We start from the raw sequence: 15,466 nt of genomic DNA, 5'->3' as shown, positions 1-15,466 counted from the left end.
ACGCAACGAGCCTGCGCGGCGCCATGCGCTCGACCGCCGCGATGACGATCGGGCGCCGAACATCTCTCGCACTCACGGAATTGGATAGCCCTTCCAGAGCCATTCCAGCGCAGCCGGCAGCGTTTGCGCGATGGTCGGGCGATCGACGTGCTTGGCGTTGCGCACGAACAGGAACAGATAGTGATAGCCCTTCTCGGCGAGCACCTTTGCCATCAACTCGTTCGATAAGGTCCAGTCGTGCATGCCATCTGGAATGGTGGGGTTGGGATAGTACAGATCCTGGTCGCCGCCAAAGTACCAGAAGCGGATCGGCTTGGTCGGCGCGGCGACGATCAGCGGCACGCCAGGTGGATCGGCCGGCGTCAGCACACCCGCCTTTGAGATGAGATTGGGCGTGGCCGGCCCCGTCCATGCGCTGTGATATTCCCAGGCGCCGCCGCGCAGCGACGGATCGTGCGGCCATTGCTGATTGACCATGGTCGGCGAGAACGCCAGCACACGGTGATAGAGATCGGGATAGAACCAGGCCATGGTGAAGGCCGCAGCCCCGCTGGAACTCAGGCCCATGGTGGCGCGGCCCTCAGGATTTTTGGTCAGCTTGACGTCCGCATTCTTTTCGACCAGCGGCAGCACCTCGCGTTCGATGAAATCCGTATAGACCCCCGACACCGCATCATATTCGCGGCCACGCTGGCTGCCCTGCGCATCCTGCCCGCCATTGCCGACCTGGATCGCGATCATCGGCGGTACCCGGCGCTGCGCGATCAGATTGTCGAGCGTGGTGGCGATATCCTTGTATGCGTTGGAGCCGCCATCGCCGACCACGATGAACGGCGCCTCGGTGCCGCGCACATATTGCGCCGGCACGTAGACGTCGATGGTGCGCGACCAGATGCCGGGATGGCTGGTGGTGACGATCATGTTCGACTTGTCATCAGGCGCGGTCACGGTCGTCATGATCGAGGAATTGGTGCAGCCGGCGACATCGTCGCGGATCAGGCCCGGATTGTAGATGGTGCTGTCGTTCGAGGAAAGCGTGAACGATTTTGTCGTGCCGCGCGGCACGCCCTCCTTCGCGACGGTCTCGGGCGCGGGATTGTGGGTCGGACCGACGATGAAATTGCCCTCGGCGCCGGGCGGCGGCAGCGTGCCATCAGGCAACTCGGTCGCGCGTGGATATGCGGGATTGGAGGGATCGCGCGTCGGCGGCGCCGTCTTGAAATCGAGGCCAGTGGTGTCGATGAAGAACGGCGCGGCTTTATCCGTGGTGTTGGCGCTTGGCGGCACGGCCATGTTCTGGGTCACGCAGGTCGGCTGGGCGAAGCCGATCGAAGCGAAGGAGACGACGGAAATCAGCGTCCCCGCGAGGACGGAGAATGATCTGGTCATGTGAGCTCCCGGTGCTGACGGGTCTTGCTGGCCCGTCTTGAAGCAAAAGTATGGCGGGCGCCTCGCGCATGGTCAAACGCGACGAACGCAGTGCAGCGGCAATCGCCATGCTCAAATCGGACAGCGATCATTATTCCGCGCATGGCGCGGAATTTTTCCAACCCCAGGCCGTTGCTGCCGGAGCGCGCAACATCTAGCGTGCGGCTGGGTGATCCGCGCAAAGAAGCGGTCGCGACGACAAAAACACATCGGGAGGACAATCCATGAGAAAGCTCGCGGCCGCGCTGTGTGCGCTGGCGCTCCTCGCACCTGGCGCACAGGCGCAGACCATCAAGGATTTTCTGGCGCAGGTCATGGTGAAATGGACCGCGCCATTCGAGCCGTTCCGCCTGATCGATAACATTTACTATGTCGGCACCGAGGGCATCGCCGTCTACGTCATCAGGACGTCGCAAGGCTTGATCCTGATCGACACCGCGATGCCGCAGTCGACCGGCATGATCAAGGACAACATCGCCAAGCTCGGCTTCAAGGTCGCCGACATCAAATACATCCTCAACTCGCACGCCCATCTCGACCACACCGGCGGCTTTGCCGAGATCAAGCAGGAGAGCGGCGCGCAACTGGTCGCGGGCGAGCGCGACAAGCCGCTGCTCGAAGGCGGCTATTATCCGGGCGACGAGAAGAACGCGGACCTCACCTTTCCGCCTGTCAAGGTCGATCGTGCGGTGAGGGAAGGCGACAAGGTCACGCTCGGCGACACCACGCTGATGGCGCACGCGACGCCCGGTCACTCGCCCGGCTGCACCAGCTGGGAGATGACGGTGAAGGACGGCGGCCAGGACCGCCAGGTGCTGTTCTTCTGCAGCGGAACCGTGGCGCTGAACCGGCTGGTCGGCCAGCCGACCTATCCCGGCATCGTCGACGACTATCGTGCGACTTTCGCCAAGGCCAAGGCGATGAAGGTCGACGTCCTGCTCGGGCCGCATCCGGAGGTCTATGGCATGCAGGACAAGCGCGCCCAGCAGATCAAGAGCGAGACGCCCAACCCGTTCGTCAAGCCGGGCGAGCTTACGACCTACGCCACGGGTCTGTCGGAAGATTTCGACAAGGCGCTCGCCAAGCAGACGGCCGCGCTCCAGGCCGCGAAATAAACGACAGCGCGCGGCGGTCATCAGCGATGACCGCCGCGACATCAGGCCGCGCCACGCGGCGGAGGAAGCTATGGTTAGCGGAACGTAGCCGCGATCGATTTCGGACGATCTGCCGCGCCAGAAGCGGCTTCCTTCCGCCTCCCATCCTTAACATCGCCTCACCAATGCACGCGGGTGGAAAATCATGCGGTAGCGCGCAACCTGCGCTAGCGCATCCGCGTCAACTGCATCTAACGCGGTCTTTACCCCCGCCGTGCAAGATCGCCTTCGTTTTTGAAGGGATTTGGGGCGCGTATTGCAATGCCTGCCGTCAATTTGAAAGCCTACCTCGTCGCAGCGATAGAGCTGTTTCGCGTGTCTGACGACGCGGACCTGACGCGCGCCCAGTTCGACGCCTTCTCCAAGCAGATCCCGCTGCTTTACTTCATCCTGATCAGCAACACGATCGCGGTGGCCTATACCTACGTCAACGTCGCGCCGGACTGGTTGGCGATGATCGTGCCGAGCGTGCTCACGGCGCTCGCCGCGCTTCGGACCTTCTGGTGGTTGCGCCAGCGCCATCTCGTGCGCAGCGATGCCGACATCCTGCGCAATCTGCGCGCGACCAACTGGATGACGCTGCCGATCGCCGCCGGCTTCACCGCCTGGTCGTTCGCGCTCTACCCCTATGGCGATCCCTTCGCCAAGAGCCAGGTCGCGTTCTACATGGCCGTGACCGTGATCGGCTGCATCTTTTCGCTGATGCATCTGCGTTCGGCGGCGCTGATCGTGACGCTGATCGTCGACGTGCCCTATGTGCTGTTCTTCTGGGCCACGGGCGAACCGACGCTGAAGGCGATCGCGGTCAACAACCTCCTGGTCTCCGGCGCGATGGTAACGGTGCTGTTCATCTATTACCGCGACTTCGCCGATCTCGTCGCCAGCCGCAAATCGCTGCTGGTGCAGCAGGCGGCGACGCAGGCGCTGTCGGACGAGAACTTCCGTCTCGCCAATCTGGATTCCCTCACCGAGCTGCCGAACCGCCGCCGCTTCTTCGCCGAGCTGTCGAGCGCCTTCAACGACGCCGAGCGCAGGCACGTGAGCGTTGCGGTCGGCATCATCGACCTCGACGGCTTCAAGCCGATCAACGACAATTACGGGCATTCGGTCGGCGACCGCGTGTTGATCGAGGCCGGCCGTCGCATCCGCGAGGTCTGCCAGGGGTTTGGTCCGCAGCGTGTGGAGTTCGCCCGCCTCGGCGGCGACGAGTTCGGTCTCGTCGTCTGCGGCGACCCGGAGGATGCCGACCTTGAGCGGCTCGGCGAACGCATCTGCGAGCAGGTCAAGCTGCCCTACCAGCTCGACACCGCTCATACCGGCCTGTCGTGCTCGATAGGCTTTGCGCTATTCCCGCGCTCGGCGTCGACGGCCGAAGCGCTCTATGAATGCGCCGACTATTCGCTCTACCACGCCAAGCGTCATCTGCGCGGCCGCACCGTGATCTTCTCGAGCGAGCACGAGGCCGAGATCCGCAGCCGCGGCGTGATCGAGACCCTGCTGCGCACGGCCGATTTCAGCGCCGAGATGGATCTGATGTTCCAGCCGATCGTCGATGCCATGAGCGAGCATACCGCGGGCTTCGAGGCGCTGGCGCGCTGGCAAAGCCCACGCCTCGGCTGGGTCTCGCCGGCCGACTTCATTCCCGCTGCCGAGCGCATCGGCCTGATCCGTCCGCTGACGCAAGCGCTGCTGGTGCGCGCGCTCGCGGCCGCCAGGACCTGGCCGGATCACACCCGCCTGTCGTTCAACCTCTCGGCCCACGACATCTGTTCGCCCGACGGAATCCTGCCGCTGATCGCCATCATCGAGAAGAGCGGCGTGCCGCCGCGCCGCCTCGACTTCGAGATCACCGAGACCGCCGTCACCTTCGACTTCGCGCGCGCGCAGCAATCGATCGCGGCCCTGAAGGCCATGGGCTGCGGAATTTCGCTGGACGATTTCGGCACCGGCTATTCATCGCTGAGCCACGTGCATCGCCTGCCCCTGGACAAGCTCAAGATCGACCGCAGCTTCGTCGCCGACATCAACGAAAATCCCGTGAGCCACAAGATCATCAAGTCGCTGACGGGCCTGTGCGACGACATGGAGATCGCCTGCGTGGTCGAGGGTGTCGAAACCCGCGCCCAGCTCGATAGCCTGCGCCGCCTCGGCTGCGACTTCGTGCAGGGCTACTACTTCGCAAAGCCCATGCCAGGCGCGGCGATCGAGGACTACCTCGCCAGGGAGGGCGAGCGGCTCGACGCCGCTCACGGCGCCAAGGTCGTGGCCTGAGGCAGATTAGCCTCTTGGCTACTTCGCAAGGCTCGGCAGATCGAGCCCCTTGTCGCGGGCACAGTCGATCGCGATGTCGTAGCCCGCATCCGCATGGCGCATGACGCCACTTGCAGGATCGTTCCAGAGCACGCGCTCGATGCGCTTGGCCGCCTCCGGCGTGCCGTCGGCGACGATCACCATGCCGGCGTGCTGGGAATAGCCAATGCCGACGCCGCCGCCATGATGCAGCGAGACCCAGGTTGCGCCGCTGGCGCAATTGAGCAGCGCGTTGAGCAGCGGCCAGTCGGATACCGCATCGGATCCGTCCTTCATCGCCTCGGTCTCGCGGTTCGGGCTTGCCACCGAACCGCTGTCGAGATGATCGCGGCCGATCACGACAGGCGCCTTCAACTCGCCGCGCGCCACCATCTCGTTGAAGGCAAGGCCAAGGCGATGACGATCGCCGAGGCCAACCCAGCAGATCCGCGCCGGCAGGCCCTGAAACTTGATGCGCGCCTTGGCCATGTCGAGCCAGTTGTGCAAGTGCTTGTCGTCAGGCATCAGCTCCTTGACCATGGCATCGGTCTTGAAGATGTCCTCGGGATCGCCTGACAGCGCAGCCCAGCGGAACGGCCCCACGCCGCGGCAGAACAGCGGGCGGATATAGGCCGGCACGAAGCCCGGGAAATCGAACGCGTTCTTAAGGCCCATGTCCTGCGCCATCTGGCGGATATTGTTGCCATAGTCGAGCGTCGGAATGCCCTGCGCATGGAAATCCAGCATGGCCTGGACGTGCTCGACCATCGAGGTCTTCGAGGCGCGCTCAACGGCCTTTGGATCGGAAGCGCGCTTAGCCTCCCAATCGGCCAGCGTCCAGCCCTTCGGCAAATAGCCGTTGATCGGATCGTGCGCGCTGGTCTGGTCGGTGACGATATCGGGCTTGACGCCCCGGCGGACCAGCTCCGGGAAAATCTCTGCGGCATTGCCGAGCAGCCCGACCGAGACCGCCTTCTTGGTCTTCGCGGCCTCCGCCATGATCGCGAGTGCTTCGTCGAGCGTTGCCGCCTGGCGATCGAGATAGCCGGTGCGCAGGCGCATCTCGATGCGGCTCGGCTGGCACTCGACCGCGAGCATCGATGCGCCGGCCATGGTCGCCGCCAGCGGCTGCGCGCCGCCCATGCCGCCGAGGCCGGCGGTGAGAATCCATCTACCGGCAAGGCTGCCGCCATAATGGCGACGGCCGACCTCGACGAAGGTCTCGTAAGTGCCCTGAACGATGCCCTGGCTGCCGATATAGATCCACGAGCCCGCGGTCATCTGGCCGTACATCATCAGGCCCTGGCGATCGAGCTCGTTGAAATGGTCGAGGGTCGCCCAATGCGGCACGATGTTGGAGTTCGCGATCAGCACGCGGGGCGCATCGGCATGGGTGCGGAAGATGCCGACCGGCTTGCCGGATTGCACCAGCAGGGTCTGGTCGTTCTCGAGCTTGCGCAATGCCGTCGTGATGCGGTCAAAACTCTCCCAGTCGCGCGCGGCGCGGCCGATGCCGCCATAGACCACGAGCTCGCTCGGGCGCTCGGCGACATCAGGATCGAGATTGTTCATGAGCATGCGCAGCGGCGCTTCCGTCAGCCAGCTCTTGGCGCTGATCTCGCTGCCACGGGGCGCGCGGATGGTACGGTCATTATCCAGTCGGCGGTTCATGCGAAAAACCCCTTAGTCGAGCCCTGTTCAGTCAAGTTTTGGAAACGGATCGGATGATAGCGCAGTAAGCGCGACGGCCGGCAGCGCGTCGGCCTCGACCAACGCGGCGGCCTTGGCGAGATCGCCGGCCATATAGCGATCTGCGCCTAGCGCCGGCACCTGCTCGCGCAGCTTAGCGATCACCGCGACAAGCGGCGCGCTGGTGGCGTGCGGCGCACGCAGCGTGATGCCTTGCGCGGCGACCAGAAGCTCGATGCCCAGGATCGACGCGAGATTGTCGGCCATGTCGGACAGGCGCCGCGCGGCATGCGCGGCCATCGAGACATGGTCTTCCTGGTTGGCGCTGGTCGGCGTCGAATCGATCGAGCAGGCTGCGGCGCGCTGCTTATTCTCGGCGTAGAGCGCAGCCGCCGTCACCTCGGCGATCATGAAGCCGGAATTGATGCCGGGATCCGGGGTGAGGAACGGCGGCAGCCCGAAATTCAGCGCGGGATCGACCAGCGTCGCGATGCGCCGTTCACTGATCGCGCCGATCTCCGACAAGGCGAGCGCGATCGTATCGGCGGCGAAGGCGACCGGCTCGGCATGGAAGTTTCCGCCGGAGACGATCTCGCCCGTTTCGACCAGCACCAGCGGATTGTCGGTGACGGCGTTGGCCTCGACGATCAGCGTGCGCGCGGCCTGCGTGATCAAATCGAGCGCGGCGCCAGCGACCTGCGGCTGGCAACGCAGGCAATAGGGATCCTGTACGCGCTCGTCGCCCTCGAGATGCGACAGGCGGATATCGCTGCCGTCAAGCAGCGCGGTCAACGCAGCGGCCGCAGCGACTTGCCCGGGAAGACCGCGCAGGGCCTGAATCTCGGGGCGGAACGGCGCGGTCGAGGCCATGGCGGCATCGACCGACAGAGCACCAGTGACCAGTGCCGCACGGGCGAGACGAAATGCACGCAGCACGCCGGAGATAGCATAGGCGGTCGAGAACTGCGTGCCGTTGATCAGCGCGAGCCCCTCCTTGGGCCCGAGCGTCAGCGGCACAAGGCCAGCAGCCGCCAGCGCCTCGGCACCGGACACGGTTTTCCCGTCGACGATCGCCTGCCCCTCGCCGATCATCACCGCGGTCATATGCGCGAGCGGCGCGAGATCGCCGGAAGCGCCGACAGAGCCCTGCTGCGGCACCAGCGGACAAACGCGTCGCGCCAGCATGGCCTGCAATTGCTCGACCACCGCGCCGCGCACGCCCGAGGCTCCACGCCCGAGCGAGATGATTTTCAGCGCCATCATCAGCCGCACGATCGGCTCGGGCGTGGCCGGCCCGACGCCGCAGCAATGCGAGACGATGAGGTTGCGCTGAAGCAGCGCGGTCTGATCGGGCGGAATGCGTTTCGAGGCCAGCTTGCCGAAGCCGGTGTTGATGCCGTAGACCGGCGCGGCGCCGAACGCCGCCTTTGCAACGATCTCCGCAGCCGCCTCGACGCGCGGCCAGAACGATGGATCGAGTTCGACAGCAGCACCCGCCAGGACGCATGCGAGATCGTCAAGGCTCACCCTTCCGGGCTTGACGACGATCGCTGTGCCCTGCCCAGTCACTGGCCCCTCCACACCCGTCGATGCAGCGGATTGAAGCCAATGCGGTAGACCAGCTCGGCGGGGCGCTCGATGTCCCAGATCGCGAGGTCGCACCATTTTCCGGCCTCGAGCGTGCCGGTCTCATCGAGCACGCCGAGCGCCCGCGCGCCTTCGCGGGTAATCCCCGCGAGGCATTCGACGACAGTCATCCGGAACAGCGTCGCGCCCATATTCGTCGTTAGCAGCAGCGAGGTCAGCGGCGAGCTGCCGGGATTGCAGTCGGTCGCGAGCGCCATGGCAACGGCGTGCTTGCGGAACGCCTCGACCGGCGGCTTTTGCGTTTCACGGATGAAGTAGAAGGCGCCGGGCAGAAGGACGGCCACTGTGCCGGCCTTTGCCATCGCGGCGGCGCCGGCTTCGTCGGTATGTTCGAGATGGTCGGCCGAAAGCGCGGAGAATTGTGCGGCGAGCGCGGTGCCGCCAAGGTTCGACAGCTGGTCGGCATGCAGCTTGACCGGTAGCCCGAGTGCCCTCGCCGCCGTGAACACCCGTGCCGTCTGCTCGGCCGAGAATGCGATGCCCTCCATGAAGGCGTCGACCGCATCGGCAAGGCCTGCCTTTGCGACGGCCGGCAGCATCTCCTTACATACGAGATCGATGTAGCGATCCTTGTCCCCTCCGGCTTCCACCGGCAGTGCGTGCGCGCCGAGAAAAGAGGTGCGGATCGCAACCTTTCGCTGACGGCCAAGGCTGCGGGCGGCAGAAAGCTGCCGCATCTCGGTCTCGGTATCGAGACCATAGCCGGACTTGATCTCGACCGTGGTTGCGCCCTCGCCGATCAACGCATCCAGCCGCGGCAGTGCGCTCGCGATCAACTCGGCCTGACTCGCCTTGCGCGTCGCGGCGACCGTCGAGACAATGCCGCCGCCGGCACGCGCGATCTCCTCGTAGCTTGCGCCCTTCAGGCGCAGCTCGAACTCGCGCGCGCGGTTGCCGCCATAGACAAGATGAGTGTGGCAATCGACGAGGCCTGGCGTGATCCAGCGTCCTTCGCAATCGATCCACTGAATGGCGTCGGCATCGCCAGGAAAATCGGCCGCGGCGCCGGCATAGATGATGTGGCCGCCGCGCGCGGCAATCACACCGCGTTCGATCTCGCCGAGATCGGGACGATCGGCCCGCATGGTGGCGAGCCGGGCGTTATGCCAGATCCGGTCGAAGCGCTCTGCCATGCCACTGTCCCTTCGCGAAGTCCCTGCGCCCTGGGATGCTTGACTTATATGTCTAGACATATAATCGTACGGCGGTTCTGTCCAGCCGGCGTGTAATCAATCATGACCCGACTGCATTTCGCCTCCGCGCTCCTGCCCTCGGGCTGGGCCAATGACGTGCAGGTGGTGATCACCGCCGGCGCGATCGCGGCGGTGACGCCCGATGTGGCGCCTGCTGCCGACGACGAGCGCCACGCCATCGCGCTTCCGGGGCTTGCGAGCCTGCACAGCCACGCGTTTCAACGCGGCATGGCGGGACTTGCGGAGCTGCGCAGCGATTCCACCGACACGTTCTGGACCTGGCGCGAGACGATGTATCGCTTCGCGTTGGCGATGACGCCTGATGACGTCGCCGCCGTCGCAACGTTGCTGTATGTCGAGATGCTGGAGCAGGGTTTCACCCGCGTCGGCGAATTCCATTATCTGCATCATGATCGCGACGGCGCGCACTATTCCGACATTGGAGAAATGGCCGCGCAAATTGCGCAGGCTGCCGAAGCCTCCAGCATTGGCCTCACGCTGCTGCCGAGTTTTTATGCGCATGGGTCCTTCGGCGGCGCGGCGTCGCATGACGGCCAGCGTCGCTTCATCAACTCGGTCGATCAGTTCGCCGCGCTGATGGCGGCCTCGCGCAAGGCGATCGCAACATTGCCGGGCGCCAACATCGGCATCGCCCCGCATAGTCTGCGCGCCGTGGCGCCGGACGAGCTCGCGGCGATCGTTCCGCTCGCAAATGGCGGCCCGGTGCACATTCATGCCGCCGAGCAGGCGAAAGAAGTCGAGGATTGCCTGGTCTGGTCGGGGCATCGTCCGGTGCAATGGCTGCTTGAGCACGCGCCGGTCAATCAACGCTGGTGCCTCATCCACGCGACGCATATGACGGACCAGGAAATCAGCGCATTCGCCAAGACCGGAGCGGTCGCGGGGCTCTGCCCCGTCACCGAAGCGAGCCTCGGCGACGGCATCTTCCCGGCGCGCGAATTTCTCGATGCCGGCGGTGCTTTCGGCGTCGGCACCGATTCAAATGTGCTGGTCGGTGTCGCCGACGAGTTGCGCCAGCTTGAATATGGCCAACGGCTCAAGCATCGCGCGCGCAACGTGCTCTCCGGCGGGGCAGGCCGTTCCACTGGTCGCACGCTGTTCGATGATGCCCTTGCGGGCGGCTCCCGGGCGCTGGCGCAGCCAACCGTCGGGCTGATCCCGGGCGCGCGTGCCGACATTGTCACCCTCGACGCCATGCATCCGTCGCTGGCAGGACGCGCGCGCGATGCCGTGATCGACGGCTGGATCTTTGCAGCCGGCAACGGCGCGATCGATTGCGTCTGGGCCGGCGGCAACAAGGTGGTTGAGGGCGGCCAGCATAAACTGCGCCGGGACGCGCGCGCGCGCTTCAACACCGCCGTGCGGAGGCTCGTCGCATGAGCCTCGCCACCGACGCGGCCGACAAGCCGACGCTCTACAAGCGCATCCGCGCCGATATCGAAAGGCGCATTCTGACCGGCGAATGGCCGCCCGGGCATCGAATTCCGTTCGAGCACGAGCTCGTGGCGCGCTATGGTTGCTCGCGCATGACGGTGAACAAGGCGCTGTCGGAACTGGCACAAGCCGATCTGATCGAGCGACGGCGGCGTGCCGGCTCGTTCGTGCGTAGGCCGCAACATCAATCAGCGGTCCTCAAGATCGCCGACATCCGCGCCGAGATTACCGCGCTCGGCCGCACTTACGGCTACGAGCTGATCGGTCGCAAGCTGCGCGCGGCAACCGCCGCCGACCGCGAGCGGCTCGGCGTCAAGAAAGCCGGCAAGGTGGTCGCGATCTCCTGCCGCCACAGCGCCGACAACGTGCCGTTCGCCGTTGAGGACCGACTAATCGATCTTGCGTCCGTGCCATCTGCGGCGACCGCGGATTTCTCGCGCGAGCCGCCCGGATCGTGGCTGCTTCATCATGTTCCATGGACGGAAGCCGAGCATACGATCAGCGCCATCGTAGCGGATGACCGCACGGCTGAGGCGCTCGACATCGCCATCGGTGCGCCCTGTCTTGTGATCGACCGCTATACTTGGCGCAGTGCGCGCACGATCACCGCGGTGCGCCTGCTTTATCCCGGTGACTCTCACCGCCTTGTCGCGCGATTCAAGGGAGGCTGAGAGGAAATATGTCGGCACAAATCGTGCAACGTTTCGGGCAACGGTCCATAGGGCCGGCAGAGATCAACAGGACGTCAAACCATCTGGGCAAGAGGACGACAATCATGCGTAGTTCGACAGTTTTTGCGACAATCATTGCGCTCGCAGCCGCCACTCCCGCGCTCGCCGACGACGTCAAGGTCGGCATCGGCATCTCCGGCTGGACCGGCTTTGCGCCGCTAACGCTGGCGAAGGAAGCCGGCATCTTCAAGAAGAACGGCCTCGACGTCACCATCAAGAAAATCCCGCAGAAGGACCGCCACCTCGCCATCGCCTCCGGCGACGTGCAGTGCGCGGCAACCACGGTCGAAACCTGGATCTCCTGGAACGCCAATGGCGTCGCCACCAAGCAGATCTTCCAGCTCGACAAGAGCTATGGCGCCGATGGCATGGCCGTGCGCAACGACGTCTCCTCGATCAAGGAGCTGAAGGGCAAGACGGTTGCGGCCTCCGCGCCCGGCACCTCGCCCTATTTCGCGCTGGCCTGGATGCTGAAGAAGAACGGGCTCACGGTGAAGGACGTCACCGTCGTCAACCTCGAGCCGGCCGCCGCCGCGCAGGCCTTCGTCTCCGGCCAGAACGATGCCGCGATGACCTATGAGCCTTATTTGTCGACCGTGCGCGCCGCACCCGATAAAGGCAAGATCATCGCAACCACGCTGGACTATCCCATCGTGATGGACACGTTCGGCTGCACGCCCAAATTCCTCAGCGAGAACCCGAAGGCGGCGCAGGCGCTGGCCGACAGCTATTTCGAATCGCTCGAGATGATCGCCAAGGACCAGGCCAAGTCCTATGAGATCATGGGCGCCGACGTGAAGCAGACCGGCGAGCAGTTCGGCAACTCGGCAAAGTATCTGCGCTGGCAGGACAAGGCCGCGAACCAGAAGTTCTTCACGGGCGACTTCCTCGCCTTCAACAAGGACGCCACCGAGCTGCTGCTCGACATCGGCATCATCAAGGCAGCGCCGAAGGTCGAGGACCTCTTCGACGCCAGCTTCATCAAGTAAGTCTCTCATGATCGCTGGTCCTGCACAGACGCGGGACCAGCACATGATCGACCATTCGGATCACCTATCGATGCGTCCCCTGGATTCCGTGACATCGAAGCAGCGCGTGGCCTATGGCCTCGCCTTCTTCATACTGTTCGTCGCCCTCTGGTCCTGGGCGACCTTCGGTGGCCATGTGTCGAAGACCTTTCTCGCCAACCCGCTGACCATGGTGCAGGAAGGCTATGACCTGCTGGTCAAGCAAGGTTTTGTGTTCGACATCGGCATGACGATCTGGCGTGTCGTGGGCGGCTTTGCGCTCGCGGCCATCATCGCCGTGCCGCTCGGCGTGCTGATGGGCGCCTACAAGCCGATCGAGGCGTTCCTCGAACCGTTCGTCTCCTTCGCACGCTATCTGCCGGCCTCGGCCTTCATTCCGCTGCTGATCCTGTGGGCTGGCATCGGCGAGTTGCAGAAGCTGCTGGTGATCTTCATCGGCTCGGTGTTCCAGGTCATCCTGATGGTCGCCGTCACCGTCGGCGCGACCCGACGCGATCTGGTGGAGGCCGCCTACACGTTAGGAGCCAGCGACCGCGGCATCATCCGCCGCGTGCTGCTGCCCTCCTCCGCGCCCGAGATCGCAGAGATCCTGCGGCTGGTGCTGGGCTGGGCCTGGACCTATGTCATCGTCGCCGAGCTGATCGGCTCGTCCTCCGGCATCGGCCACATGATCACCGACAGCCAGGCGCTGCTCAACACCGGCCAGATCATCTTCGGCATTATCGTGATCGGGCTGATCGGCCTGCTCTCGGACTTCATGTTCAAGGCGTTCAACGCCTGGCTGTTTCCGTGGAGGCTCGCATGACGATCCTCAAGGTCGAGCAGGTCTCGCGCACCTTCCCGGCGCGCCACGGCAATGCGCCGACACGCGCGCTCGAGCCGACGGACCTTACCATCGGCAACAACGATTTCGTCACCATCCTCGGCCCGTCCGGCTGCGGCAAGTCCACCTTGCTGCGCATCGTTGCCGGCCTCGACCGGCCGACCAGCGGACGCGTCACGCTCGACGGCCGCGTGGTCACCGGCCCCGGCGCCGATCGCGGCATGGTGTTCCAGTCCTACACGCTGTTCCCGTGGCTGACCGTGCGCGAGAACATCGCCTTTGGCCTTCGCGAGCGCGGTGTGCCGGAGGCGGAGCGCAACAAGGTCGCCGACGGTTTCATCCGTCAGGTTGGGCTTGCCGGTTTCGAGAACCACTGGCCGAAGCAGCTCTCCGGCGGCATGCAGCAGCGCACGGCGATCGCGCGCGCGCTCGCCAATGATCCAAAGATCCTGCTGCTCGACGAGCCCTTCGGCGCGCTCGATAACCAGACCCGCGCCCTGATGCAGGAGATGCTGCTCGGCATCTGGGAGCGCGACCAGAAGACGGTGCTGTTCGTCACCCACGACATCGAGGAAGCGATCTTCCTCGGCAGCCGCGTCGTCGTCATGAGCGCCCGCCCCGGCCGCATCAAGGCCGAGATCGCCGTGGACCTGCCGCATCCGCGCTCCTACAAGATCAAGACCACGCCCGAATTCGTCCAGCTGAAGGAACGGCTGGTCGAAGAAATCCGCACCGAGGCGCTGAAGGTTGCTGAACATGCCTGACACTCAGCCGCGCGCCTATGGCGAGCGTGTCCTCGCCGATCTCAATGCGCTCCGTGCGCTCGGCACCTACAAGACCGGGGTGCACAAGCCGACTTTCTCCGAACCGCACAAACAGTCGCTGGACTGGCTTGTGCGGAAGCTGCCCGAGGCCGGGCTCACGGGTGCGATCGATGGCATCGGCAACATCCTCGGCACCAGCGCCAAGCCCGGACAGAAGCTGCTCGCGGGCTCGCATCTGGAAAGCCAGAACTACGCCGGCTGGCTCGATGGCCCGCTCGGTGTCGTCTATGCGCTCGAGGCCGCGCGCGTGCTCAATGCCGATCCTTCCGTGAATGGCGCGGTCGAGGTCGCCGCATGGGTTGACGAGGAAGGTCACTTCGGCAGCTTCCTCGGCTCACGCTCCTATGTGGGACAGGTGAGCGAGGCCGAGATCGACGCGGCGCGCGACCGCACCAACGGCCGCGCCATGCGCGATGCACTCGGCGAGATGGGGCTCGCTGGACGTCCACGCGTCGCGGCTGAACCGGGCCGACACATCGGCTACCTCGAGGCGCATATCGAGCAGGGCGACACGCTCGAAAGCGGCAAGCTTGCGATCGGCGTCGTAACTTCCATCGTCGGTATCTGGCAATACCGCATCACCTTCACCGGTGAGCAGAACCACGCCGGCACCACGCGCATGGCGGTGCGCAAGGATGCAGGGCTCGCGCTCGCCAAATTCTGCGTAGCGATCGACGAACGTTTCCCGGCGGCGTGCGGACCGCGCACGGTGTGGACCACCGGCCGCATCACGCTCGATCCGGGCGCACCCAGCATCATTCCCGGCGGCGCCGAGATGCTGTTCCAGATGCGCGACGACGATCCTTCTGTCATCGCGCGGCTGGAAGAGTTGCTGCGGACCATGGCGGATGAGGCTGGCGCCAAGGGCCCCTGCACCGTCGCCGTGGAAAGGATCCGCACCGGCGCCCCCGCGATGATGAACGCCGGTTTCCAGGACGCGATCGAAGCCGCGAGCAAGTCGCTAGCCGGGGGACGATCGCTGCGCATGCCGAGCGGCGCCGGCCACGATGCGCAGATGCTGGCGACCATCATGCCCGCGGGCATGCTGTTCGTCCCGTCGATCGGCGGCATCAGCCATCACTGGACCGAGAACACCGCCGACGCCGACATCGTTACCGGCGCGCAGGTGTTTGTCGAGGCCTGCCGGCGGATACTCGCCGGTTAGAACGACGTTCCGCCGCCGAACCACCGTCACCGTAATTCCC

The 15,466-nt window shown here is 65.0% G+C and carries 13 protein-coding genes; 9 read left to right on the top strand and 4 right to left on the bottom strand.

What is annotated here, in order from left to right:
* Positions 1-72: 72 nt before the first annotated feature.
* A complete protein-coding gene (locus tag XI06_RS31520) occupies positions 73-1,389 on the bottom strand; it encodes an alpha/beta hydrolase (protein WP_271607165.1) in 1,317 nt (438 codons plus the stop codon).
* Between the two features lie 68 nt (positions 1,390-1,457).
* Here XI06_RS31520 and XI06_RS31515 point away from each other — a divergent pair, with 68 nt between their 5' ends.
* From XI06_RS31515 to XI06_RS31505, 3 genes are all read left to right on the top strand, one after another.
* The gene (locus tag XI06_RS31515) at positions 1,458-1,586 is read left to right on the top strand and encodes a hypothetical protein (protein WP_271607164.1); all 129 of its coding nucleotides are present in this window, start codon (positions 1,458-1,460) and stop codon (positions 1,584-1,586) included.
* A 66-nt stretch (positions 1,587-1,652) separates the two neighbouring features.
* Positions 1,653-2,543 (top strand): BJP family subclass B3 metallo-beta-lactamase, encoded by an 891-nt coding sequence (gene blaBJP / locus XI06_RS31510; RefSeq protein WP_237889971.1) that lies wholly within the window; start codon positions 1,653-1,655, stop codon positions 2,541-2,543.
* Between the two features lie 300 nt (positions 2,544-2,843).
* Positions 2,844-4,853, top strand: a complete 2,010-nt coding sequence (locus tag XI06_RS31505; protein WP_271607163.1) for a putative bifunctional diguanylate cyclase/phosphodiesterase — start codon at positions 2,844-2,846, stop codon at positions 4,851-4,853.
* 18 nt (positions 4,854-4,871) lie between these two features.
* Here the strand turns inward: XI06_RS31505 and hutU are convergent, their stop codons facing one another.
* The 3 genes from hutU to hutI are packed head-to-tail and all read right to left on the bottom strand — an operon-like array spanning position 4,872 to position 9,340.
* Positions 4,872-6,542: a urocanate hydratase gene (gene hutU, locus XI06_RS31500; RefSeq protein ID WP_271607162.1), complete on the bottom strand. Its 1,671-nt coding sequence runs from the start codon at positions 6,540-6,542 to the stop codon at positions 4,872-4,874.
* 27 nt (positions 6,543-6,569) lie between these two features.
* Positions 6,570-8,129, bottom strand: a complete 1,560-nt coding sequence (gene hutH, locus XI06_RS31495) for a histidine ammonia-lyase (RefSeq protein ID WP_271607161.1) — start codon at positions 8,127-8,129, stop codon at positions 6,570-6,572.
* Entirely contained in the window at positions 8,126-9,340 is a 1,215-nt protein-coding gene (gene hutI / locus XI06_RS31490; protein ID WP_237889974.1) for an imidazolonepropionase, read from the bottom strand. Before hutI ends, hutH begins: the two co-directional genes overlap by 4 nt.
* Positions 9,341-9,442: 102 nt before the next feature.
* Between hutI and XI06_RS31485 the strand changes: the two genes are divergently transcribed.
* The 6 genes from XI06_RS31485 (at position 9,443) to XI06_RS31460 (ending at position 15,426) form a co-directional block, all read left to right on the top strand.
* Complete coding sequence (locus XI06_RS31485; protein ID WP_237889976.1) at positions 9,443-10,801, top strand: formimidoylglutamate deiminase; 1,359 nt, start codon at positions 9,443-9,445, stop codon at positions 10,799-10,801.
* Positions 10,798-11,526, top strand: coding sequence for a histidine utilization repressor (gene hutC, locus XI06_RS31480; protein WP_237889978.1), 729 nt, complete (start codon positions 10,798-10,800; stop codon positions 11,524-11,526). Before XI06_RS31485 ends, hutC begins: the two co-directional genes overlap by 4 nt.
* Positions 11,527-11,630: 104 nt before the next feature.
* Entirely contained in the window at positions 11,631-12,575 is a 945-nt protein-coding gene (locus XI06_RS31475) for an ABC transporter substrate-binding protein (RefSeq protein WP_237870999.1), read from the top strand.
* Between the two features lie 70 nt (positions 12,576-12,645).
* Positions 12,646-13,419, top strand: coding sequence for an ABC transporter permease (locus XI06_RS31470; RefSeq protein WP_237871475.1), 774 nt, complete (start codon positions 12,646-12,648; stop codon positions 13,417-13,419).
* The gene (locus tag XI06_RS31465) at positions 13,416-14,201 is read left to right on the top strand and encodes an ABC transporter ATP-binding protein (RefSeq protein WP_271607160.1); all 786 of its coding nucleotides are present in this window, start codon (positions 13,416-13,418) and stop codon (positions 14,199-14,201) included. Before XI06_RS31470 ends, XI06_RS31465 begins: the two co-directional genes overlap by 4 nt.
* Positions 14,194-15,426, top strand: coding sequence for a Zn-dependent hydrolase (locus XI06_RS31460; RefSeq protein ID WP_237889980.1), 1,233 nt, complete (start codon positions 14,194-14,196; stop codon positions 15,424-15,426). The genes XI06_RS31465 and XI06_RS31460 overlap by 8 nt, the downstream gene beginning before the upstream one ends.
* Positions 15,427-15,466: the final 40 nt, after the last annotated feature.

Origin of the sequence: Bradyrhizobium sp. CCBAU 11434, assembly GCF_028128895.1 — a bacterium.
GTDB classification, from domain to species: Bacteria; Pseudomonadota; Alphaproteobacteria; order Rhizobiales; family Xanthobacteraceae; genus Bradyrhizobium; species Bradyrhizobium zhengyangense.
Note: the sequence above shows the minus strand (reverse complement) of the source record. Positions and strands in the feature narration are given on the sequence as shown.

Coding starts and splice junctions, on each gene's coding strand:
- XI06_RS31465 (WP_271607160.1), top strand. CDS start 13,416: ATGACGATCCTCAAGGTCGAGCAGGTCTCGCGCACCTTCCCGGCGCGC.
- XI06_RS31515 (WP_271607164.1), top strand. CDS start 1,458: ATGGTCAAACGCGACGAACGCAGTGCAGCGGCAATCGCCATGCTCAAA.
- XI06_RS31460 (WP_237889980.1), top strand. CDS start 14,194: ATGCCTGACACTCAGCCGCGCGCCTATGGCGAGCGTGTCCTCGCCGAT.
- hutU (WP_271607162.1), bottom strand. CDS start 6,542: ATGAACCGCCGACTGGATAATGACCGTACCATCCGCGCGCCCCGTGGC.
- XI06_RS31470 (WP_237871475.1), top strand. CDS start 12,646: ATGCGTCCCCTGGATTCCGTGACATCGAAGCAGCGCGTGGCCTATGGC.
- hutC (WP_237889978.1), top strand. CDS start 10,798: ATGAGCCTCGCCACCGACGCGGCCGACAAGCCGACGCTCTACAAGCGC.
- XI06_RS31485 (WP_237889976.1), top strand. CDS start 9,443: ATGACCCGACTGCATTTCGCCTCCGCGCTCCTGCCCTCGGGCTGGGCC.
- XI06_RS31505 (WP_271607163.1), top strand. CDS start 2,844: ATGCCTGCCGTCAATTTGAAAGCCTACCTCGTCGCAGCGATAGAGCTG.
- blaBJP (WP_237889971.1), top strand. CDS start 1,653: ATGAGAAAGCTCGCGGCCGCGCTGTGTGCGCTGGCGCTCCTCGCACCT.
- XI06_RS31520 (WP_271607165.1), bottom strand. CDS start 1,389: ATGACCAGATCATTCTCCGTCCTCGCGGGGACGCTGATTTCCGTCGTC.
- hutI (WP_237889974.1), bottom strand. CDS start 9,340: ATGGCAGAGCGCTTCGACCGGATCTGGCATAACGCCCGGCTCGCCACC.
- XI06_RS31475 (WP_237870999.1), top strand. CDS start 11,631: ATGCGTAGTTCGACAGTTTTTGCGACAATCATTGCGCTCGCAGCCGCC.